The sequence below is a fragment of the Neisseria weixii genome (assembly GCF_042658245.1).
GTDB lineage: Bacteria > Pseudomonadota > Gammaproteobacteria > Burkholderiales > Neisseriaceae > Neisseria > Neisseria weixii.
In genome coordinates this window covers 43765-63491 of record NZ_JBHSPY010000004.1, presented here as the reverse complement: position 1 = coordinate 63491, position 19727 = coordinate 43765, and the positions used below count along the sequence as shown (strand labels likewise).

21 protein-coding genes, 1 other RNA gene and 1 pseudogene are annotated in these 19727 nt (G+C 48.5%); 13 read left to right on the top strand and 10 right to left on the bottom strand.

Going from position 1 to position 19727, the window contains the following annotated elements; all coding sequences use genetic code 11:
• The first annotated feature begins 3 nt into the window (after positions 1 to 3).
• Entirely contained in the window at positions 4 to 699 is a 696-nt protein-coding gene (locus ACFPVS_RS04015) for a M48 family metallopeptidase (RefSeq protein ID WP_123803587.1), read from the top strand.
• Between the two features lie 229 nt (positions 700 to 928).
• On the top strand, positions 929 to 1471 hold the full coding sequence (locus ACFPVS_RS04010) for a lipocalin family protein (RefSeq protein WP_157742790.1): 543 nt from the start codon (positions 929 to 931) through the stop codon (positions 1469 to 1471).
• Positions 1472 to 1532: 61 nt separating this feature from the next.
• Here the strand turns inward: ACFPVS_RS04010 and ACFPVS_RS04005 are convergent, their stop codons facing one another.
• Positions 1533 to 2714 carry a cytochrome-c peroxidase gene (locus tag ACFPVS_RS04005; protein ID WP_096295972.1) on the bottom strand — a complete coding sequence of 394 codons (1182 nt, stop codon included), beginning with the start codon at positions 2712 to 2714 and terminating at the stop codon, positions 1533 to 1535.
• Between the two features lie 356 nt (positions 2715 to 3070).
• Here ACFPVS_RS04005 and ACFPVS_RS04000 point away from each other — a divergent pair, with 356 nt between their 5' ends.
• The 10 genes and pseudogenes from ACFPVS_RS04000 to hpaC all read left to right on the top strand — a co-directional run bounded on the left by ACFPVS_RS04000 (position 3071) and on the right by hpaC (position 8450).
• Entirely contained in the window at positions 3071 to 4060 is a 990-nt protein-coding gene (locus ACFPVS_RS04000) for an NAD(P)H-dependent glycerol-3-phosphate dehydrogenase (RefSeq protein WP_096295973.1), read from the top strand.
• 118 nt (positions 4061 to 4178) lie between these two features.
• Entirely contained in the window at positions 4179 to 4505 is a 327-nt protein-coding gene (locus ACFPVS_RS03995; protein WP_096295974.1) for a hypothetical protein, read from the top strand.
• A 9-nt stretch (positions 4506 to 4514) separates the two neighbouring features.
• A complete protein-coding gene (locus tag ACFPVS_RS03990) occupies positions 4515 to 4817 on the top strand; it encodes a cell division protein ZapA (protein WP_096295975.1) in 303 nt (100 codons plus the stop codon).
• A 5-nt stretch (positions 4818 to 4822) separates the two neighbouring features.
• A non-coding RNA gene (gene ssrS / locus ACFPVS_RS03985) (6S RNA) lies at positions 4823 to 5002 on the top strand.
• 205 nt (positions 5003 to 5207) lie between these two features.
• A complete protein-coding gene (gene rplM, locus ACFPVS_RS03980; protein ID WP_096295976.1) occupies positions 5208 to 5639 on the top strand; it encodes a 50S ribosomal protein L13 in 432 nt (143 codons plus the stop codon).
• Between the two features lie 9 nt (positions 5640 to 5648).
• Positions 5649 to 6041 (top strand): 30S ribosomal protein S9, encoded by a 393-nt coding sequence (rpsI, locus tag ACFPVS_RS03975; RefSeq protein ID WP_096295977.1) that lies wholly within the window; start codon positions 5649 to 5651, stop codon positions 6039 to 6041.
• 272 nt (positions 6042 to 6313) lie between these two features.
• A complete protein-coding gene (locus ACFPVS_RS03970; RefSeq protein ID WP_096295978.1) occupies positions 6314 to 6559 on the top strand; it encodes a GlsB/YeaQ/YmgE family stress response membrane protein in 246 nt (81 codons plus the stop codon).
• Positions 6560 to 6770: 211 nt separating this feature from the next.
• Positions 6771 to 7139: pseudogene (locus ACFPVS_RS03965) on the top strand (protein disulfide oxidoreductase); the annotation flags it as partial.
• A gap of 358 nt (positions 7140 to 7497) precedes the next feature.
• On the top strand, positions 7498 to 7935 hold the full coding sequence (gene hpaR, locus ACFPVS_RS03960; protein WP_096295979.1) for a homoprotocatechuate degradation operon regulator HpaR: 438 nt from the start codon (positions 7498 to 7500) through the stop codon (positions 7933 to 7935).
• A 14-nt stretch (positions 7936 to 7949) separates the two neighbouring features.
• Positions 7950 to 8450: a 4-hydroxyphenylacetate 3-monooxygenase, reductase component gene (hpaC, locus tag ACFPVS_RS03955; protein WP_096295980.1), complete on the top strand. Its 501-nt coding sequence runs from the start codon at positions 7950 to 7952 to the stop codon at positions 8448 to 8450.
• Positions 8451 to 8500: 50 nt separating this feature from the next.
• Here the strand turns inward: hpaC and ACFPVS_RS03950 are convergent, their stop codons facing one another.
• Positions 8501 to 8980, bottom strand: coding sequence for an META domain-containing protein (locus tag ACFPVS_RS03950; RefSeq protein ID WP_096295981.1), 480 nt, complete (start codon positions 8978 to 8980; stop codon positions 8501 to 8503).
• Between the two features lie 210 nt (positions 8981 to 9190).
• On the opposite strand from ACFPVS_RS03950, the gene murU reads away from it, so the two are divergent.
• Positions 9191 to 9889, top strand: coding sequence for an N-acetylmuramate alpha-1-phosphate uridylyltransferase MurU (gene murU / locus ACFPVS_RS03945; RefSeq protein ID WP_378595431.1), 699 nt, complete (start codon positions 9191 to 9193; stop codon positions 9887 to 9889).
• A gap of 128 nt (positions 9890 to 10017) precedes the next feature.
• Here the strand turns inward: murU and ftsZ are convergent, their stop codons facing one another.
• The 8 genes from ftsZ to murD form a co-directional block, all read right to left on the bottom strand.
• The gene (gene ftsZ / locus ACFPVS_RS03940) at positions 10018 to 11223 is read right to left on the bottom strand and encodes a cell division protein FtsZ (protein WP_096295982.1); all 1206 of its coding nucleotides are present in this window, start codon (positions 11221 to 11223) and stop codon (positions 10018 to 10020) included.
• Between the two features lie 237 nt (positions 11224 to 11460).
• Positions 11461 to 12705 carry a cell division protein FtsA gene (gene ftsA / locus ACFPVS_RS03935; RefSeq protein ID WP_096295983.1) on the bottom strand — a complete coding sequence of 415 codons (1245 nt, stop codon included), beginning with the start codon at positions 12703 to 12705 and terminating at the stop codon, positions 11461 to 11463.
• Between the two features lie 46 nt (positions 12706 to 12751).
• On the bottom strand, positions 12752 to 13468 hold the full coding sequence (locus ACFPVS_RS03930; RefSeq protein WP_096295984.1) for a cell division protein FtsQ/DivIB: 717 nt from the start codon (positions 13466 to 13468) through the stop codon (positions 12752 to 12754).
• A complete protein-coding gene (locus ACFPVS_RS03925; protein ID WP_096295985.1) occupies positions 13458 to 14369 on the bottom strand; it encodes a D-alanine--D-alanine ligase in 912 nt (303 codons plus the stop codon). Before ACFPVS_RS03925 ends, ACFPVS_RS03930 begins: the two co-directional genes overlap by 11 nt.
• A gap of 67 nt (positions 14370 to 14436) precedes the next feature.
• Positions 14437 to 15843, bottom strand: coding sequence for a UDP-N-acetylmuramate--L-alanine ligase (gene murC, locus ACFPVS_RS03920; protein ID WP_198345294.1), 1407 nt, complete (start codon positions 15841 to 15843; stop codon positions 14437 to 14439).
• 151 nt (positions 15844 to 15994) lie between these two features.
• Entirely contained in the window at positions 15995 to 17062 is a 1068-nt protein-coding gene (murG, locus tag ACFPVS_RS03915) for an undecaprenyldiphospho-muramoylpentapeptide beta-N-acetylglucosaminyltransferase (protein ID WP_096295987.1), read from the bottom strand.
• Positions 17063 to 17066: 4 nt separating this feature from the next.
• Positions 17067 to 18224: a putative lipid II flippase FtsW gene (ftsW, locus tag ACFPVS_RS03910; RefSeq protein ID WP_198345295.1), complete on the bottom strand. Its 1158-nt coding sequence runs from the start codon at positions 18222 to 18224 to the stop codon at positions 17067 to 17069.
• A gap of 121 nt (positions 18225 to 18345) precedes the next feature.
• Complete coding sequence (gene murD, locus ACFPVS_RS03905; RefSeq protein ID WP_096295989.1) at positions 18346 to 19683, bottom strand: UDP-N-acetylmuramoyl-L-alanine--D-glutamate ligase; 1338 nt, start codon at positions 19681 to 19683, stop codon at positions 18346 to 18348.
• Positions 19684 to 19727 lie beyond the last annotated feature (44 nt).

The window sequence follows — 19727 nt, the reverse complement described above, 5'->3', positions numbered from 1 at the left end:
AACATGCCGCGCTTCACCCACACTTTTTCAGACGGCCTTGAAATCGACATCGATTTAAAACGCAGTGCCAAGAAAAACCTCATCCTGCGCCCCATCGACGGCCAAACAGTCAGCATCAATATTCCGCCGTTTCTCAGCGCCGCGCGTTTGCAACAATGGCTGTCGGAAAACGAATCTTTACTGCGCCAAACTTTAGCCAAAACGCCTGCCCGTCCGCTTACCAACCCTTCGGAAAAACCGGCATGGATTTGGTATCAAGGTGTTCAGACGGCCTTAACCGCTACGCCGCACGCCACCATCACTTTGCGGCCGTCTGAAATTTATCTGCCCGAAAAAAGCTGGCCGCAGCAGCAAACCCATTTGCGCCGCTTCCTGCATCAACGCGCCACCGAATATCTGTTGCCTCGCCTGGCCGGCCACGCGGCCGCCATGGATGTGCACCCTGCCGCCACCGCCTTGAGCAACGCCAAAACCTTCTGGGGCGTGTGCCGCCACCGCACCGGCATCCGCTTGAATTGGCGGCTGATCGGCGTGCCGGAATTTGTGGCCGATTACGTGTGCGTGCATGAACTCTGCCACCTGACCCACCCCGACCACAGCGCGAAATTTTGGGCATTGGTCAACCGCCATACGCCGCACACTGCTGCCGCCCAAGCTTGGCTGAAAGCGCATGGTCATGAATTGTTTGTATTAGGCTGAATCATGCGGTACATTAGCCTCATCTTTCAGACGGCCTGAGATATAGAAAACCCTAAGTTTGAGTGCAGTTCGAAGTTATAACAGCACAGAAAGCGCAGACATATCACGAAGATAGACAAGCTTTCGGGCAGCGCATAACGAAGAAATGTGTCAAAGATAGGGATTTGCAAAGGTCTCGGCCTATTTATTCTTATGCTGCACCGTCTGAATCCCACACGAAAGGATGAATATGCGTTTTCCTGCCAAATTTGTTGCCTTATCGTTAGGCATCCTTGCCGCCACCGCCCAATCCGCCGAACCACAAAACGAACCGCAAACCGTCGCACAAGTGGATATTCCGCGCTACATGGGCACATGGTACGAACAAGTCCGTCTGCCTATGCGTTTCCAAGACGGTTGCGTGTCGGATGTTAAGGCACAATACCGATTGACCGAAAAACAAGTGGTGAAAATCACCAATTCCTGTCGCAAAAAAGACGGCAGCATGATCAGCGCCGATGCGGAAGTGAAAAAAGTGGATGAAAACGGCAGTAAATTGCGTATTTCATTCTTACCCAAGGCTATCAACTGGGTGCCGGTTGCCCGCTCGTCTTACTGGATTTTGCGCTTAGACGACAATTACCAAACCGCGCTGGTCGGCACGCCCAACCGCAAATACCTGTGGGTATTGTCACGCGAACCAAAGCTGGACGAAGCCACTTTACAAAGCTACATCGAAACGGCCAAGCAACAGGGCTATGATGTTTCCAAGCTGGTTCGCAGCGTACAATAAAAATTGATTCATAATAACAAAGGCCGTCTGAATGTTCAGACGGCCTTTGTTTGACTGCATATTATTTGTTGTCAGGGTGGGATTCCGTCGGGCTAGACAACGGCAATTCAGGCATAGTGCGTGCTTTTTCCGGAACAGAGCCGGACAAGGTATGCAAGAATGCGACGATGCTGTCGACCTCTTCCTTCTTCAATTCTTTACCCAATTGCGCCTGCCCCATGATTTGAACGGCTTTATCCAATTCCCACACGCTGCCGTTGTGGAAGTAAGGATAAGTTTTGGCCACATTACGCAAGCCCGGTACGCGGAAGAAATATTGGTCGGCTTCGTTTTTGGTCACATCGGCACGACCCTTGTCGTGGTTCGGGTCTTCAATGAATTTCCAATAAGGACCTTGCACCAAACCGAATTTTTGAAACGAATTACCGCCCAAACCCACGCCGGCATGGCACGCAATACAACCGTTATCCATAAACGAGCGCAGGCCTTTGCGTTCTTGTTCGTTCAAGGCATTGATGTTGCCTTTCAAATATTCGTCCCACTTGGTCGGTGTCAGCAAAGTGCGCTCAAACGCAGCAATCGCGGTGGTGATGTTTTTGAAGCTGATTGCGCCGTCTTGAGGGAAGGCTGCTTTAAACGCTGCCTGGTATTCCGGAATGTTTACGATTTTGGCCACAACGGCTTCTTCGCTGCTGTTCGCCATTTCCACCGGGTTCAGCAACGGCCCGCCTGCTTGCTCTTCCACATCAGCCGCACGGCCGTCCCAGAATTGCATGTCTAAAGTTGCCGCGTTCAACACGGTCGGCGAGTTACGGCCACCGAAGCCGCCTTTGTGACCTTGGCTGGTCGGCATATTGTCCACACCGGCAGAAGCCAAGTTGTGGCAAGAGTTGCAGCTTACGGTATTGCCTTTCGACAAGCGAGGCTCATACCATAATGATTGGCCAAGTTCGACTTGTTCAGGCGTAAAAGGACGCAGCTTCTGCATTTCTTCAGTCGTTGGCAGTGGTTTGAAAATGCCTTGCGCACGTTGCAGCAAATCTTTATCTTCTTGCGATGCGCCGCTGTTATCATACGCAGCCTGAGAAGCCGGTGCCGCATCAGGCTCTGAAGCTGCCGGCGCTGCAACCGGCGCGGAAGCAGTAGGCACAGCCGCTTGCTCAGCAGGCTTGTCACCACAGGCAGCCAATGCCGCCAGCACTGCAAGATAGAGGGCGATTTTGCCGAAAGCTTGGTATTTCATGGCGTATTCCTTTATATATTTATATATTTATATATTAAAAAGGGAAAACACTGCTCACCTAAAGCAGCCGAACCCTATGGTTAGATTTGATGAAAATCCTACATTTGATTACTGCCGTATTGCCATTGCTTTGGTTAATTTATGTATAGAGTATAATCAGACTCGACTGCCGTCTTTTTGCGATAAATCAATTTTGACACCATCATAGCCAAAACCAATACATCGGATAGCTAAAATTTTAACTTCTTATTCATTTCTAAGAATTGCCCGAATTTAACCGCAAATCACGTCGTATCACTTGCGCCCGATGGCCGATTGTTTTAAAGTTAGGCGCAAATCTTACTAGGGAAACTTCTATGAAAATTACTGTTATGGGCGCAGGCTCTTGGGGCACTGCACTCGCGCTACACTTTGCCCAACACGGCAATGAAGTCGCTCTGTGGGCGCGCAATGCCCAACACATCGAAACCTTACAAAACGACCGCGAAAACAAACACGGCCTGCCCGGCTTCCCATTCCCGGAAAGTCTGACCGCACACGCCGACTTGGCCGATGCGTTAAAAGATTCCGAATTGGTATTGATTGTGACCTCCGTTGCCGGTTTGCGCAGCAGTGCAGAATTATTAAAAGCCAACGGCGCCGCAGATATTCCGGTTTTAGCCGCGTGCAAAGGCTTTGAGCAAGACACAGGCTTATTGACCTTTCAAGTATTGAAAGAAGTCTTGCCGGAAAACAAAACACTCGGCGTATTGTCCGGCCCCAGCTTCGCACAGGAATTGGCACAACAATTGCCTTGCGCCGTGGTACTTGCTTCTGAAAACAAAGAATGGATTGAATCGCTGGTTGAGCAGTTAAACAACAACGTGATGCGCTTATACGGCAGCACCGATGTGATTGGCGTGGCGGTCGGTGGCGCAGTAAAAAACGTGATGGCAATTGCGACCGGCCTTTCAGACGGCCTCGAATACGGTTTGAATGCCCGAGCTGCTTTAGTGACCCGCGGTTTGGCGGAAATCACCCGTTTGGCCGTTGCCATGGGTGCGCAGCCCAAAACCATGATGGGCTTGGCCGGAATCGGCGATTTGATTCTAACATGTACCGGCGCCCTGTCGCGCAACCGTCGCGTCGGCTTAGGTTTAGCCGAAGGCAAAGAGCTACACCAAGTACTCAAAGAAATCGGCCACGTTTCAGAGGGTGTCAGCACCATCGAAGAAGTGTTCAACACCGCCTGCAAATACCAAATCGACATGCCTATTACCCAAACCCTGCTTCAACTGATTCGTCAGGAAATGACGCCGCAACAAGTAGTTGAACGCTTGATGGAACGCAGCGCGCGTTTCGAATAACAAGTAAACCAGAATGCCGTCTGAAATATTTCCTCTCTTTCAGACGGCCTTTTCATTGACAGCAATCAAGCATCTCACTATGCTTATCACCATTGTTTTTTCTTACGAATGATGCCCCATGAACCAAGCCCTTGACCAACTGGAAATCAACGTTTGCCAACTTACCCAAAAGTTTGAAACACTGATTGGCGAAAACCGCCGTTTACACGAAGAAATCAACCGTCTCAAACTGGAACAAGAGCAACAAAAACGCGAACACGAAACCGCAATTGACGAATTGAGCGAAGCCTTGCTGGTGCAAGTGGGTAAATTGAAAGAAGATTTACAGGCCAAAATCGACAGCCTTACCGCCGAAAAAGACCAATACCGCAGAGCATTAGAAGAAGGCGCCGCAGAAGTGCGCCGCCTGCTCGCCCGTCTGCCACAAGAAGAATCCTCATATTAAGGACAAAACATGAGCATCGAACAAGTCAATCTCGACATCATGAATGTCAACCTGACCATCAATACACCGACCGAAGAAAAAGATACCCTGATTCAAGCTGTCGAAATGCTGAATAAAAAAAGCGAAGCCATTAAAGAAAGCGGCCGCATCGTCGGCACCGACAAAATCATTGTCATGGCCGCTTTAAATGTTGTACACGACCTACTGAAAGTCAGCCTCAAAGATGATTTGGCAATCGGCGAATTTCAGCGTAAAATAACAGATATGAGCAATGCTTGCCAAAAAGCATTGTCCCGCTTAGAGCAAAATTGATTTTCTTTTCCCTGCAGTGTACGCGAAGGCATATATTCCTTTGAACCAATAAGTTCGCTTCAGGTTGCCGGGAGCAGTAGTGAGCGCGATCGTCTTTTACAGATGAACCCGAAACTACCCGAGGTGGCCGCCTTGTCAGATAAGGTTCAAGCGGATTCAGCCGAAACGGCATATGCGGGGATTCCCATATCAAGCCATACCTCGACATACCTCGACGGTATGGCTTTTTCAATATCGTATTTAATCGCGGAAAAGCAACAAAACTTTGATCAAAAAACTTTTATTGCCGTTTTATTAAAACAATTACTTTCATACTGCCTCAATACGATTGACAAAAGACATTATCGAATTTAAAATCCATAGCTTTCTATATCTATCTGGATTTCCACTATGAAAACCTTTTCAGCGAAACCGCATGAGGTGAAGCGCGAATGGTTCGTCATCGACGCTCAAGACAAAGTTTTGGGTCGCGTTGCGGCCGAAGTCGCACACCATCTGCGTGGCAAACACAAACCTGAATACACCCCTCACGTTGATACCGGTGACTACATCATCGTCATCAATGCAGACAAATTGCGCGTGACCGGTGCTAAATTCGAAGACAAAAAATACTACCGTCACTCAGGCTTCCCCGGCGGTATCTATGAGCGTTCATTCCGCCAGATGCAAGAGCAATTTCCGGGTCGCGCCTTGGAACAAGCTGTAAAAGGCATGTTGCCAAAAGGTCCTTTGGGTTACGCTATGATCAAAAAATTGAAAGTGTATGCCGGCGAAGAACACGGCCATGCTGCACAACAACCTAAAGTTTTAAAATTGAAATAAGGACACGACATGAACGGTAAATACTACTACGGCACAGGCCGCCGCAAAAGTTCAGTGGCTCGTGTATTTCTGACCAAAGGTAACGGTCAAATCACCGTTAACGGCCGCCCTGTTGACGAATTTTTCGCTCGCGAAACCAGTCGCATGGTGGTTCGCCAGCCATTGGTTCTGACTGAAAATGCAGAATCATTCGACATTAAAGTTAATGTTATCGGCGGCGGCGAAACCGGTCAATCTGGTGCCATCCGTCACGGCATTACCCGAGCTCTAATCGACTTTGATGCTGCTTTGAAATCTGCTCTTTCTGCTGCTGGCTTTGTAACTCGCGATGCCCGAGAAGTGGAACGTAAAAAACCAGGTTTGCGCAAAGCACGTCGCGCAAAACAATTCTCAAAACGTTAATTTGTTTTCAGATATTACCTCAAAAAAGCCCGCACAATTATTGCCGGGCTTTTTTATTATCTCTACCGCCCGAACACTAAACATTTCAGACGGCATACCTATTCACTTTTTTATAAAGTTCGGCTATATAATATTCCAAAATATCTTAATTTTTGAAAAGATATGCAATAAAAAAAGACTTCAACCCGTCGTCTCGGTATGATGAAACCATCCGCACTACATCAAAACAGGCGGCAAGAACATATTAAATATTAAATAATGAAAGGAATATTATGGGCTGGTTAGGCACAATTTTGGTAGGTTTTATCGTTGGCGTATTGGCTAAATTTTTGCATCCGGGCAACGATAAATTAGGTTTCATCATGACCACGATTTTGGGTATTGCCGGTGCGGCCTTGGCCGGCGTGGTCGGCGAAGCTTTGGGTTGGTATCAAGTCGGCGAAGGCGCAGGCTGGATTGCCTCTACTATCTTTGCGATTATTATTTTGGCTGTCTACACACGCATCGTGAAAAAATGATGATTGACTGACGCCAAAGATAAAACAGGCCCGCCAATGGCCTGTTTTTCTTGCTATAAAACTCCTAATTATGCAACACACTCTTCTATCTTATTTCAAATCTTTTTTACAGGCCGCACTGATTTTTGCGCTTATTTCTGTTGCCATTGATTGGTGGTGAAAACCCAGTCAACCTGTTTCCTTTACTGAGCAGAATCTCGCTCCAGTCAATCAGAACCAAACTTCGCTTAACTACTTCAGCCAAGACCGTGTCGCGATTGTGTATTTCTGGGGAACATGGTGCGGCATTTGTAAATACACTTCCTCCTCAGTAGAAAAGCTCCATCAAAACCATATTCCGGTCATCAGCATTGCCTTAAAATCGGGCGATGATACGGAATTAAAAGAATATCTCAACCAAAATCAGCTCTCTTTCCCAACCGTCAACGATTCAGACGGCCTGATTACCCAACAATGGAACATCAATGTCACCCCCACCTTTGTTTTGATGAAAAACGGCCAAATGCTTCATGCCACTACGGGTATCAGCAGCTACCGGGGGCTGCGCCTACGCGTGCTTATCAGCAATCTGATATATTGATATTTACATCCAAGGAAATCCGATTATTTTAAATATAAAATCGACTTGTAAAAATTAAACGGTATTATGTATTAATCATTGGTATTTTCAAAATAAACAAACTATCTTAACAATTAATACTTAATGATTCTATTGAGATTATTTCTAAAATAGACTAATATAAGCTTAGAGGATAGCTCAAAAATCTTATCATTATTATCATCAAAACAAACTAACACCGTATTCAATCAAGGCTGAAGCAGTAGACCGTTTATTTCAATATAAATTTGTACAATGGCCGCCCATAACCTTGGCGTAAGCCCTTATTATTCTGCCACGCTTCCATGATTTGAATCTTAGTTACAACGGAGAACTTCTCATGCCTAACCAGTCTAAACACGCATCAATTAATATTGCCTTGATCCAAGCTCGAGAAGCTTTGATGACGCAATTTCGCCCGATTTTGAACCAAGCCAATGTAACCGACCAACAATGGCGTATTATCCGCCTATTGGCCGAAAACGGCACATTAGACTTCCAAGATTTAGCCAATAAAGCCTGCATCTTGCGCCCCAGCTTGACCGGCATTCTGACCCGCTTGGAAAAAGCCGGCCTGGCCGTACGACTGAAGCCTTCCAACGACCAGCGCCGTGTTTATCTGAAGCTGACTCAAGAAGGAGAAAAGCTTTATCAAACCATCGGCGCACAAGTGGATGACCGCTACGATGCCATTGAGGCTATTTACACTAAAGAAAAATTGGACACATTACAAAAATTGCTGGCCGAACTGTCTGAAATCGAGCAGGCTTTAAAATAAAAAGTTATCACAGAATGACTGATTCAACACACACACTTAAGCAACCGTTTCGTGATGCCATGGCTTCTGCAGCAGCAGGTGTGCATGTCATTACAACAGACGGTGCCATCGGGCGTTATGGCATTACCATGACTGCCGTAACATCAGTAACGGATGATCCGCCTACCATTATGCTGTGTATCAACCGTGAAGCCGCCATCATTCCAATTTTATTGCAAAACCGCGATTTATGTATCAACACGCTTTCAGGTGGCCAACAAGATATTGCCGAGCATTTCGCCGGCATAACCAATCTTTCACCAGAAGAACGCTTTGAATATCATATCTGGCATCGCGGTCAAACTGGCCAACTCGAGGTAGAAGGCGCTTTAGCTCATCTGCACGGTCAAGTTATCGAGCAGCACGAGATTGGTACGCACTATATTTTTTATGTCCGTATCAACGAAATCAAAATAGCCGACACGAACTCGCCTGCTTTATTGTATTTCCGAAGACAATTCAAATCATTAGCATAGAAAGATGCTGTCTGAAACGTTATTTTCAGACAGCATTTTTCTAATGAATATTAATTACGGCGTGCATCCAGCAAATAAGATGTGTTGCCTAAATCTGCCTGACCCTTGGCTTTCTCAGTACGCAAACGCTTACCTACCAGCACTACGCGCCCCTGCTCATTCAACAATTCCAAATGGCGCGAATTAAAACGATAGCTTTGCACATTATGCAAGACTTGCGGCAAGTTACGCTCCGCCACATTTTCAGCACATTGGTTATCTGTTTGAATTTGGTTAAACGTCAGCATATGGCTACTGCCCAAACCATATCGGCCCGATACTTTGACACATTCCGACACAGCACTAAAACCGTCATCACTATTATTAATAGTAAAAATCGCATTAGGGTCATTTGGCGAATAGCCACCAACATCGCTCAAGCGCCATGCACCATAAATATTAGGTGCTTTATCCAACGGATTTGCCACTGGAATCACTACCGGAAAACACGCTGACAATAACAAAGGTAAGAGAAGTGCAGTTTTCTTCATCTGTATTCTTTCTGAATGGGTTAAAATCACGCAGACCCCATAATGTATTTTTATGCTGATACTATAAAGGATGATGGAAAGGCCATCTGAAATTTATGCTTATCGGAAGTTAAACTCGATAAACTGCATGAAACATTCGTATCCCAACTTGTCGAAGCGTACTATCGACTATACAATTTCAAATATTTCACAAGATTTCGGGATACACACATGAAAGCAATGATTCTGGCTGCCGGTCGCGGTGAGCGCATGCGCCCCTTCACCGACACCTGCCCTAAACCGCTGTTAAAAGTTGGCAAAGAGCCGCTTATCGGCTGGCATTTACGCCGTCTGAAACAAGCCGGAATCACAGAAATTGTCATCAACTATGCATGGTTGGGAGAACAAATCGAGAAAACGCTAGGTAATGGTGGGCAATACGGTGTCAACATTGTCTATTCGCCGGAATTATCCGGCGGGCTAGAAACTGCCGGCGGCATCGCCACCGCCTTGCCTTTATTAGGCAACGATCCGTTTTTGGTTATCAACGGCGACGTATTAACCGACATTGATTTTCAAACGGCCGCTTCTGTGGCTCAAACTTTGACGCAAAAACAACAACTGGCGCATTTGTGGCTGGTCAATAATCCGGCACACAACCTAAGTGGCGACTTCAAGCTACTTTCAGACGGCCTGATTGCCCCTACCCCTCATAACGGTCAAGGCTTAACTTTCAGTGGCATGGGCGTTTATCACCCTGATTTGTTTCAACACACCCCTGCCCACCAAGCAGCCAAATTAGCGCCACTTTTGCGTTCAGCAATGGCTAAACAACAAATCAGCGGCCAAAAACATAACGGACTTTGGCTAGATGTCGGCACTATAGCAAGATTGGAAGAAGCCAGCCGCCTGGCTGAAAACTGGGTATAAACCCTGTTTTATCCGATAAGTTCAACAAACTATTGAATCCGTCTGAAATATAAAGTTCAGACGGCTTTAGCCTAATTACCCAAAATTAAAAGCCTGCTATTGAAGCAGGCTTTTAATAATTCAGTCAATCAATTATCAGAAGAATTTTGACGGCGCAAAATAGCCGGAATTTCAAAATCATCTAAAACCGATTGATTACCAAAATCGGCAGCAGTCAGGTTCATACCGCGCGTGCCACGGCCTGAGCGCACCAAACCATCGATATTATGTAATTGCTGCGCTTGTTGCGGTGCATATTCTTCGCGACCACCCAAGGTTTGCTGTACGCGTGAAGAAGCACGTACCGGTGCAACTTGATGGCCGTGCTCTTGCAAACCGGTTGCAATGATGGTCACACGAATTGCATCTTCGCTCATATTTTCATCTTCAGCAGTACCAAACTTACATTCCGCATCCGGATGAGCATTACTGTTTACGACTTTCATGATTTCGCCGTATTCAGACATTTTCAAGCAACCCGGTGCAGTGGTCACATTAACCAACACGCCGCGTGCGCCATCCAAGGTTACACCATCCAACAATGGGCTGGAAATCGCTTGCTCGGTAGCCAACCGCGCGCGGTCAATCCCTTGGGCAAAGCCCGACCCCATCATGGCCATACCTTTAATGCCCATAACGTTCTTCACGTCGGCAAAGTCGACGTTGATGAAACCAGGGTTGGTGACCACTTCAGAGATGCCAGCAACGGCGTTACGCAATACATCGTCTGCAGTACGAAAGGCATCACGCATGGTGGCATCTTCACCCAATACCGTGAACAATTTGTCATTCGGAATCACAATCAGTGAATCCACTTGACTCTTCAATTGCTCCAAACCGTTTTGAGCGATATGACCGCGTTTATTACCTTCAAAATTGCTCGGACGGGTTACCACGGCAACAGTCAGAATACCCATTTCTTTGGCGATTTCTGCCACAACAGGTGCTGCACCAGTACCGGTACCGCCCCCCATACCGGTGGTGATGAACAACATATTGGCGCCACGAATAGCATCTTCGATCGCTTCACGCTCTTCTTGAGCGGCAGCACGACCAATTTCAGGGTTAGCACCTGCGCCCAAACCGCGAGTCAGATTAGTGCCCAATTGAATACGTTTGGCCGCATTGTTTTTACCCAATGATTGGGCATCGGTATTGGCACTGATGAACTCCACACCTTGAATGGTGTTTTCAATCATGTTGTTGATGGCATTACAGCCACCTCCACCTAAGCCAATCACTTTAATAACTGCAGGGCTTGCGGCTGATTCCGCTACGTCGTAAACAAATTCCATTCAAATACTCCTCCGCGCCCTGCTGTGAGGACGGTTAAAAATAAGCTCTTGCTGCATATTATATAAGAAGTAGCCGATGACTTGCAAAATACTTCTCATTTGTCACTGCCACAAATAAATATTATCTACATTTTTTAAACAAAAAACATACAGTTTACATTCAAACGGCCTAAACCATCATGCTGACTGATTAGGCCGTTTGAATATTCTTGGTGACACGATAGCCGTTGTAGCAGGTTAGAAATTATCCTTTAAGAATTTTTGGAAGCGTGCCCACAAGCTGAGCTTCTCACCGCTATCGCCACCAACCTGTACCGCACCGGTTACCAGGCTGCCGTCTTCTTCGCCACGCGCAGCTTGCAACAGGCCGATAGCAGTCGCATAGCGTGGATTGCGGATACGCTCTGATACGCCACCCATTTCTTGCGGCACACCGATACGCGCCGGCAAATTGAAGATTTCTTCTGCCAATTCAACAATGCCAGTCAGCATAGAGGCACCACCGGTCAACACGATGCCGGAAGTTAACACTTCTTCAGGGAAGCCTGAACGGCGTAATTCATTTAAGGTTAATTCCAAAATTTCTTCAACACGCGGGCCAATCACGCTGGCCAATACGCGGCGTGAAATTTGGCGCGGCAAACGGTCGCCCACGCTCGGTACTTCAACCATTTCGTCCAGACCTTCCATGGTCGGAATGGCAACGCCGTAATGAATTTTGATGTATTCGGCCGCGCTGTGCGGCGTACGTAAAGCTTGTGCCAAATCTTTGGTAATCAGGTCACCTGCCACCGGAATCACGGCAGTATGACGGATGGCGCCATTGGTATAAACTGCGATGTCGGTCGTACCTCCGCCAATGTCGATAACACACACGCCCAAGTCTTTTTCATCTTCGGTCAGCACCGCTTGGCCGCTGGCCAAAGGCTGCAACATGATTTGATCCATCTGCAAATCACAACGCTGAATGCATTTTTGGATATTTTGCAAAGCAGTATTGGCACCTGTAATGATATGCACGCGCGTATCCAAACGCACGCCGCTCATACCGATCGGCTCTTTTACGCCCGGCTGGTTGTCGATGATGTATTCCTGCACCACCGTATGTAAAATATTGTGATCAGGCGGAATATTGATGGCTTTGGCAGTTTCGATGGCACGGTCGATGTCGGCCTGCGTCACTTCGCCGTCTTTGATTTTCACGACGCCTTGCGAATTCAGGCTGCGGATGTGGTTGCCGGCAATGCCCGTGGTCACATGGGAAATTTTGATATCCGCCATTAATTCAGCTTCATTTACCGCTTGTTTGATGGCTTGTGCAGTCGCATCGATGTTGGTCACCATACCGGCTTTCAAGCCGCGTGATGGCGCTTGCCCCAAACCGACGATATGGATTTCATTGTCTTCTTGCACTTCCCCAATGAGTGCAATCACTTTTGACGTGCCGATATCTAATGCACTGATGTATTTGCCTTGTTCCATAAAGTCCCATTCATTTCGCTAATGTTGTATTTTTTACTGAGCCTAATTATTCAGACGGCTCATCCAAAGGTTGTTTGTATCGCACCGAAAAACCGTCTTTATAACGCATATCGACATACGCCAAACGGTCGCTGTGCTTTTGCAGCAGACTTGGCCAAATTTCAGCAAAGAACTGCAGACGTTTGATTTCATGCTCGCGCCCTAAGCGCACGGTAATCCCGTTATCCAACACCACCGACCAAGCCGATCGAGGTGTATAAATCAGCTCTTGCACTTTTAAATCGCGCGCACCGAGAATGCCGGTAAATTCATTGTAATGTTTGACCATGTCTTTACCGGTACCAGGCTGGCCTTCGAAAACCGGCAAATCCTGTTCCAAGGTGGCTTGGAACACATTGCCTTTGGTATCGACCAAACCTGATTTTTTCCATTGCGCAATGGCGATGCGCTCGGTCAGATGGATTTCAACCGTATCCGGCAAGCGACGGCGCACCAAAGCCGAATCCACCCAAGGCAATTGTTGAAAAGCTTCTTGCGCAGCATTCATATCGGCACGGAAAATATTGCCGACTAAGTGTTTTTGCGCAATGGTTTGCAGATCTTTGTCATCAATATGGGTCAGCTTGCCTTCAATGGCGACCTGCTTGATGGGAAAGTGATTCGAATGATACACCCATGCCATGCCTGTGCCGATGAGCAACAGCGCCGCCAACACACATAACCATCTTGTTAACCGCCCCAAGGCGCCGGCATCATCCCACATGAGCAGTTTTCAAAATTTCAAGACATAAATCGGCAAAATCCAAGCCGGTTTGGGCGGCGGATTTTGGTACCAAACTGTGACCGGTCATACCGGGCAGGGTATTGATTTCCAAAAGATACAGCTTACCGTCGTTATCTTTCAGAAAGTCAACGCGCACGCAGCCTTCCGCACCAATCGCCTGCGCCCCGCGTACAGCCAGCTCGCGCATCAAAGCTTCATCGCTTTCGCTCAAATCGGACGGGCATTGGTAAACGGTATCATCGCGCTGATATTTGGCTTCCCAGTCGTAAAACTCGGTTTGCGGAATGATGTGTATGCTTGGCAAACCGCGGTTGCCCAATACCGGACAAGAATACTCGCCGCCGCCGATAAAGCGCTCGGCAATAATCTCACCCTGCAAGTGTTTCAATTCTTCATAAACAGCTTTCAGACGGCCTGTTTCTTTCACTTTTACCACACCGACGCTACTGCCTTCCGCCGCCGGTTTGACAAACATCGGTAAGCCTAAGGTTTTTTCAACGGCATCGAAATCACTGTCATCACGCAATACGGCAAATTCCGGCACAGGTAAACCTAACGCTTGCCAAATCAGCTTGCAGCGGTATTTATCCATGCCAATGGCTGAGGCGGCCACGCCGCTGCCGGTATAAGGCATATTCATCAATTCCAATGCGCCTTGAATCGCACCGTCTTCACCGTAAGTGCCGTGTAAAATATTGAAGGCCGTCTGAAAACCTTGGGTTTTCAATTCGACCAACGGGGTTTCTTTCGGGTCAAACGCATGTGCATTAACACCTTTGCTTTTCAAAGCGGCCACAATAGCGGCACCGCTGTCTAAGGAAATGTCGCGTTCGGTTGAAAAACCGCCCATCAACACGGCTACTTTGCCAAAATTCTGCATACTGCTTGTCTTTCTAATCTTTCAGACGGCCACTCTGTTGAGACGGCCTTTCCCATTATTATTGTTATTATTGTTTGGTCGCATCCAACATGGCTTGCGGTACTTTATTGATACTGCCTGCCCCCATGGTCAGTACCACATCGCCATCTTGCAGCACATTCAGCAACATCTCCGGCAATTCAGCCACGTTTTCGCAATAAATCGGCTCCAGTTTACCCAATACACGAATGGCACGCGCCAAGGCGCGCGAATCGGCCGCGGCAATCGGCTCCTCACCGGCAGCATAAACTTCGGTCAAAACCAGCGAATCAACAGTATTTAATACCTTAGTGAAATCTTCAAACAAATCGCGGGTACGCGTGTAGCGATGCGGCTGGAATGCCAACACCAAACGCTTATCGGGATACGCACCACGCGCGGCAGCCACCGTGGCAGCCATTTCTACCGGATGATGGCCGTAATCATCCACCAGCAAAGCTTTACCGCCTTTAGGCAACGCTACTTCACCATATTTCTGGAAGCGGCGGCCGACGCCGGCAAAGCCGAGCAAACCTTGTTGGATTGCTTCAACCGAAGCACCCACTTCCAAGGCCACGCCGATGGCGGCCAAAGAGTTCGATACATTATGGCGGCCCGGCATATTCAACACCGCTTCAAACGGCGCTTGCTCGTGGCCTTTCATGTTGACATGCACGGTAAATTTCATTTGTGCACCGACGTTTTCAATATCGGTGGCGTAAATATCAGCAGTATCATCCAAGCCGTAAGTGGCAAACGGTTTGCTTACTTTCGGCACAATCGCGCGCACGTATTCGCTGTCGATACACAAAAACGCTTTACCGTAAAACGGCATGCGGTGGATAAAGTCAATAAAGGCCTGATGCAGCTTTTCCACGCTGTGGCCATAAGTATCCATGTGGTCTTCGTCAATGTTGGTGACCACCGACATAATCGGCGTCAAGTGCAGAAAAGACGCATCCGATTCGTCCGCTTCGGCCACGATATATTCGCCCTGCCCCAAACGGGCATTCGAGCCGGCCGCAGTAAGTTTGCCGCCGATCACGAAAGTCGGATCCAAACCAGCCGCAGCTAAAATCGAAGCAGTCAGACTGGTGGTGGTGGTTTTGCCGTGGGTACCCGCAATGGCGATACCGTCGCGGAAACGCATCAATTCCGCCAGCATGAGCGCACGCGGAATCACAGGAATATGTTGCTCATTAGCCGCCACCACTTCAGGGTTATCGGCTTTTACGGCGGTAGAGGTCACCACCACATCGGCACCGTTAACGTGTTCGGCAGTATGACCGGGATAAACTTGGATACCCAAAGCCGACAAATGCTCAGTAGTAGCGTTTTTCGACTGATCGGAACCGGAAACCTTGAAACCCAAATTGTGCAAAACTTCAGCAATGCCGCACATTCCGACACCGCCGATGCCGACAAAGTGAATATTGGTTACTCGATTTTTCATCATGATTTCTGTCCCGAAGTCGATTTTTACGTAAAACCGTTATTTTAAAGGGCTGTTGCGTTATGCGCTATCGTTTTATTGTAAAGGATGATTAACATAGCATGTCAGGCCGTCTGAAACTGCCCACGTTTTTCAGACGGCCTGTTTAAACGACTTATCCCACCACATCAACCGCGGCCTGCGCCACATCATCGGCACTGTGCGGCAGAGCCAAAGTACGGGCTTGCTCTGCCCATTGCAAACATTGCCCACGCTTTAAACCACTCAACACTTCGGCCAGCTTTTCCGGCGTCAATTGCGGCTGCGGCAACAACAAACCGGCTTGCGCACGCACCATAAAACGGGCGTTGGCGGTTTGGTGGTCGTCCACCGCATGCGGATACGGCACCAACAACGCACCGACACCGGCAGCGGTCAGTTCAGCAATCGTCAGCGCGCCGGCGCGGCAAATTACCAAATCGGCATCGCGATAAGCCGATACCATGTCGGTAATAAATTCCACACATTCGGCTTCTACACCCAAGGCATCGTAATCTGCCTGCAGGCTGCCCAATTTATTGCGGCCGGACTGGTGATACATTTGCGGCCGCTGATGCTCAGGCAGCAAAGCCAGCGCTTTCGGCAAGGTTTGGTTCAAAATGTCCGCACCCAAGCTGCCACCCATCACCAATATTTTCAGACGGCCTGCTCTATCAGCAAAGCGTTCGGCAGGGGTCGGCAAACGGGCAATATCCGCACGCACGGGATTGCCGACCAAACCGTTTTCGTGTTCAAACGCTTTCGGGAACGCATACAGCACGCGTTTCGCCCAGCGTGACAATTGGCGGTTGGACAAGCCGGCCACCGCATTTTGCTCGTGAATCACAATCGGCACGCCACACAATTTGGCAGCGACGCCGCCCGGAAAGGTCACAAAACCGCCAAACCCAATCACGCAAGCGACACGGTGTTTTTTGATGATGCGCTGCGCCGAACGAACGGTTTTAAACAATGTAAACGGCAAGATCAGCTTGCGTTTCAAACCATTGCCACGCACACCTTTAATCGCCAAGGTTTCCAACAAAATATCGTATTGCGGCACGATACGCGTTTCCATCGCGCCTTCGCTGCCCAGCCAAATCACATGATGACCGCGCACGCGCAATGAATCCGCCACAGCCAATGCCGGAAAAATATGGCCGCCGGTACCGCCGGCCATCAACATAAATGTCTTCCCGCCCATTACTCTATCCTTCTATCTGATAACCGCGCATTTTTTGGCGGTTTTCATAATCAATCCGCAACAACAATGTCATGCAGACTAACATAATCACCACAGCCGAACCACCGTAAGACATCAACGGCAAGGTTAAGCCCTTGGTTGGTAGAATACCGATGTTAACACCGATATTAAAGAAACTCTGAATACCGATCCAAATGCCGATGCCGTTGGCCACATAGGCGCTGAAAATCAAATCCAAATCCCGCGCCTGCTTGCCGATGGAAAAAGCGCGCACCACCAGCCAGCCATAACAAAACACCAATACACACATGCCGAGAAAGCCGAATTCTTCACCAATCACGGCAAAAATAAAGTCGGTATGCGCTTCAGGCAGGTAAAAGCGTTTTTCCAAACTTGCACCCAAGCCCACACCCAGCCATTCGCCACGCGCAATCGCCATTAAGGAATGAGTCAATTGATAGCCCTTGCCCAACGGATCTTCCCAAGGGTTCAGAAAGCCCGCCATCCGCGCCATACGGTAAGGTGCGGCCAAAATCAAAGCACCCATACCGATCAATACCATCACCACCATCATGGCAAAATATTTCCACGGGAAACCGGCCAAAAACAGCATTCCCATAATGATGCCGATAATCACCACAAAAGAGCCGAAATCGGGTTGCGCCATAATTAAAATCAGGCCGGCCACCAACAGCGAGCCCGGTTTGATGATTTTTTTTACACTCTGCAACACCTCCGCCTTGCGCGTGAACAAACTGGCCAAATACAAAACCGCCGCCAATTTGAACATTTCGGTCGGTTGCAGATTAACCGGACCGATGTGAATCCAACGTGTAGCACCGTTAATCTCACGTCCCACGCCCAATACCACAATCAGCAATATCCCGCACAAGGCGAAATACCAAGGCATAAACTTTTTCCAAGCCGCCATCTTAAAAAGGGAAATGACGCCGCACACAATCACACCCAAGACGATAAAACCGGCCTGTTTGTACAAAAATGAAAACTGATCTCCGCCTTCAGCCGCCGCATACGCAATCGATGCCGAATAAATCATCAGCAGGCTGAATGCCGTCATCAGGATAATCATCCACAACAACGAAACATCGATTTTTTGGCCGCTGCGGACAATCTGGCGGTCGAGAATTTTAGATACATTCATGATAGGAAACAGTCATTACAGCTTGAATAAAGCGTTCAGACGGCCTGACACATTCAGGCCGTCTGAACAAAGATTACGTTGTTTATGAATCATTATTTCAGTTTTGACGTTTTCAGACGGCCTACAAAGCCTGAAACGCTTCAATAAACACTTCTGCCCGATGCGCGTAGCCGGTGAACATATCAAAGCTGGCGCAAGCCGGGCTCAACAACACCACATCACCCGCTTCGGCTCGGGCATAGGCCGTCTGAACCGCTTCTTGCAAAGTGGCACAATCGGTCATCGTCACGCCGCAATCGGCCAAATCGCGGCGAATCAACGGTGCATCTTCACCAATCAGCAGCACGCCTTTGGCCTTGCCTGCCAACACATTTTTCAGCGGTGAAAAATCCTGTCCTTTGCCTATACCGCCCAAAATCACCCACAGCGGATTTTGCAAACCGGCAATCGCGGCGGCGGTAGCACCGACATTGGTGCCTTTGCTGTCGTCGATAAACATCACGCCGTTTTTCTCACCGATTTTTTCCACACGGTGCGGCAAGCCTTGGAAGGTTTTAACGTGTCCCAATAAAGCTTCGCGCGGCAAACCGATGGCTTCGCACAAAGCCACCGCCGCCAGCACGTTGGCCGCATTATGCAGGCCTTGCAGCGGAATATCGGCCGTTGTCAGCAAATCATCGCTGCCGTGTTTCAGACGGCCTGTTTCACGTTCCAGCCAATAATCGGCGGGGCATTCAATCGAAAACCATTTCACCTCACACCCGGCCCGTTTCATGGCACGGCAAAACACATCGTCTGCATTCAATACCTGCACACCTTCGCCACGGAAAATTTTGTCTTTGGCATGGGCGTAATCGAGCAAATCGTCGTAGCGGTCGAGATGGTCTTCGGAAATGTTTAAAACCGTCGCCGCACTCGGACGCAGGTTTTCGGTGTTTTCCAACTGGAAGCTGGATAATTCCAATACCCATACATCGGCTTTTTTACCTTCGCGCTGCAACTCAGCTTCCAAAACCGGTGTACCGATGTTGCCCGCAATCACGGTGTCTAAGCCGCATTTGATGCACAAATAGCCAACCAAGCTGGTAACGGTGGTTTTGCCGTTGCTGCCGGTGATGGCGATGACTTTGTCGCCGCGCTCGTTCAACACGCCGGCCAATATTTCAATGTCGCCCAGCACGCGGCCGCCATTGGCTTTGAATTCGGCAATATCCGGCTGACGCTCACTGATACCCGGGCTGATGGCCAGCGTATCGAAATCTTCCGCCAGCGCATCTTTCAGACGGCCTGTGTAAAACTTCAAGCCGTCAAACATTTTGCCGATTTGTGCCACGCGCTCCGGCTTGAGTGCCGCATCGTAAACCGCCACTTCGGCACCGGCTTGGCGCAAAAACGCAATCATCGCAATGCCCGAGGCGCCCAAACCTGCGACCAATATTTTTTTATTTTGCCAATTCATTTTGTGTTCGATTCAATAGATTTCATTGTGGGTATTCAGGCGGA

Excerpts from the sequence above, each read along its gene's own strand:
- ACFPVS_RS04015 (WP_123803587.1), top strand. The coding sequence starts at position 4 with ATGCCGCGCTTCACCCACACTTTTTCAGACGGCCTTGAAATCGACATC.
- ACFPVS_RS04010 (WP_157742790.1), top strand. The coding sequence starts at position 929 with ATGCGTTTTCCTGCCAAATTTGTTGCCTTATCGTTAGGCATCCTTGCC.
- ACFPVS_RS04005 (WP_096295972.1), bottom strand. The coding sequence starts at position 2,714 with ATGAAATACCAAGCTTTCGGCAAAATCGCCCTCTATCTTGCAGTGCTG.
- ACFPVS_RS04000 (WP_096295973.1), top strand. The coding sequence starts at position 3,071 with ATGAAAATTACTGTTATGGGCGCAGGCTCTTGGGGCACTGCACTCGCG.
- ACFPVS_RS03995 (WP_096295974.1), top strand. The coding sequence starts at position 4,179 with ATGAACCAAGCCCTTGACCAACTGGAAATCAACGTTTGCCAACTTACC.
- ACFPVS_RS03990 (WP_096295975.1), top strand. The coding sequence starts at position 4,515 with ATGAGCATCGAACAAGTCAATCTCGACATCATGAATGTCAACCTGACC.
- rplM (WP_096295976.1), top strand. The coding sequence starts at position 5,208 with ATGAAAACCTTTTCAGCGAAACCGCATGAGGTGAAGCGCGAATGGTTC.
- rpsI (WP_096295977.1), top strand. The coding sequence starts at position 5,649 with ATGAACGGTAAATACTACTACGGCACAGGCCGCCGCAAAAGTTCAGTG.
- ACFPVS_RS03970 (WP_096295978.1), top strand. The coding sequence starts at position 6,314 with ATGGGCTGGTTAGGCACAATTTTGGTAGGTTTTATCGTTGGCGTATTG.
- hpaR (WP_096295979.1), top strand. The coding sequence starts at position 7,498 with ATGCCTAACCAGTCTAAACACGCATCAATTAATATTGCCTTGATCCAA.
- hpaC (WP_096295980.1), top strand. The coding sequence starts at position 7,950 with ATGACTGATTCAACACACACACTTAAGCAACCGTTTCGTGATGCCATG.
- ACFPVS_RS03950 (WP_096295981.1), bottom strand. The coding sequence starts at position 8,980 with ATGAAGAAAACTGCACTTCTCTTACCTTTGTTATTGTCAGCGTGTTTT.
- murU (WP_378595431.1), top strand. The coding sequence starts at position 9,191 with ATGAAAGCAATGATTCTGGCTGCCGGTCGCGGTGAGCGCATGCGCCCC.
- ftsZ (WP_096295982.1), bottom strand. The coding sequence starts at position 11,223 with ATGGAATTTGTTTACGACGTAGCGGAATCAGCCGCAAGCCCTGCAGTT.
- ftsA (WP_096295983.1), bottom strand. The coding sequence starts at position 12,705 with ATGGAACAAGGCAAATACATCAGTGCATTAGATATCGGCACGTCAAAA.
- ACFPVS_RS03930 (WP_096295984.1), bottom strand. The coding sequence starts at position 13,468 with ATGTGGGATGATGCCGGCGCCTTGGGGCGGTTAACAAGATGGTTATGT.
- ACFPVS_RS03925 (WP_096295985.1), bottom strand. The coding sequence starts at position 14,369 with ATGCAGAATTTTGGCAAAGTAGCCGTGTTGATGGGCGGTTTTTCAACC.
- murC (WP_198345294.1), bottom strand. The coding sequence starts at position 15,843 with ATGATGAAAAATCGAGTAACCAATATTCACTTTGTCGGCATCGGCGGT.
- murG (WP_096295987.1), bottom strand. The coding sequence starts at position 17,062 with ATGGGCGGGAAGACATTTATGTTGATGGCCGGCGGTACCGGCGGCCAT.
- ftsW (WP_198345295.1), bottom strand. The coding sequence starts at position 18,224 with ATGAATGTATCTAAAATTCTCGACCGCCAGATTGTCCGCAGCGGCCAA.
- murD (WP_096295989.1), bottom strand. The coding sequence starts at position 19,683 with ATGAATTGGCAAAATAAAAAAATATTGGTCGCAGGTTTGGGCGCCTCG.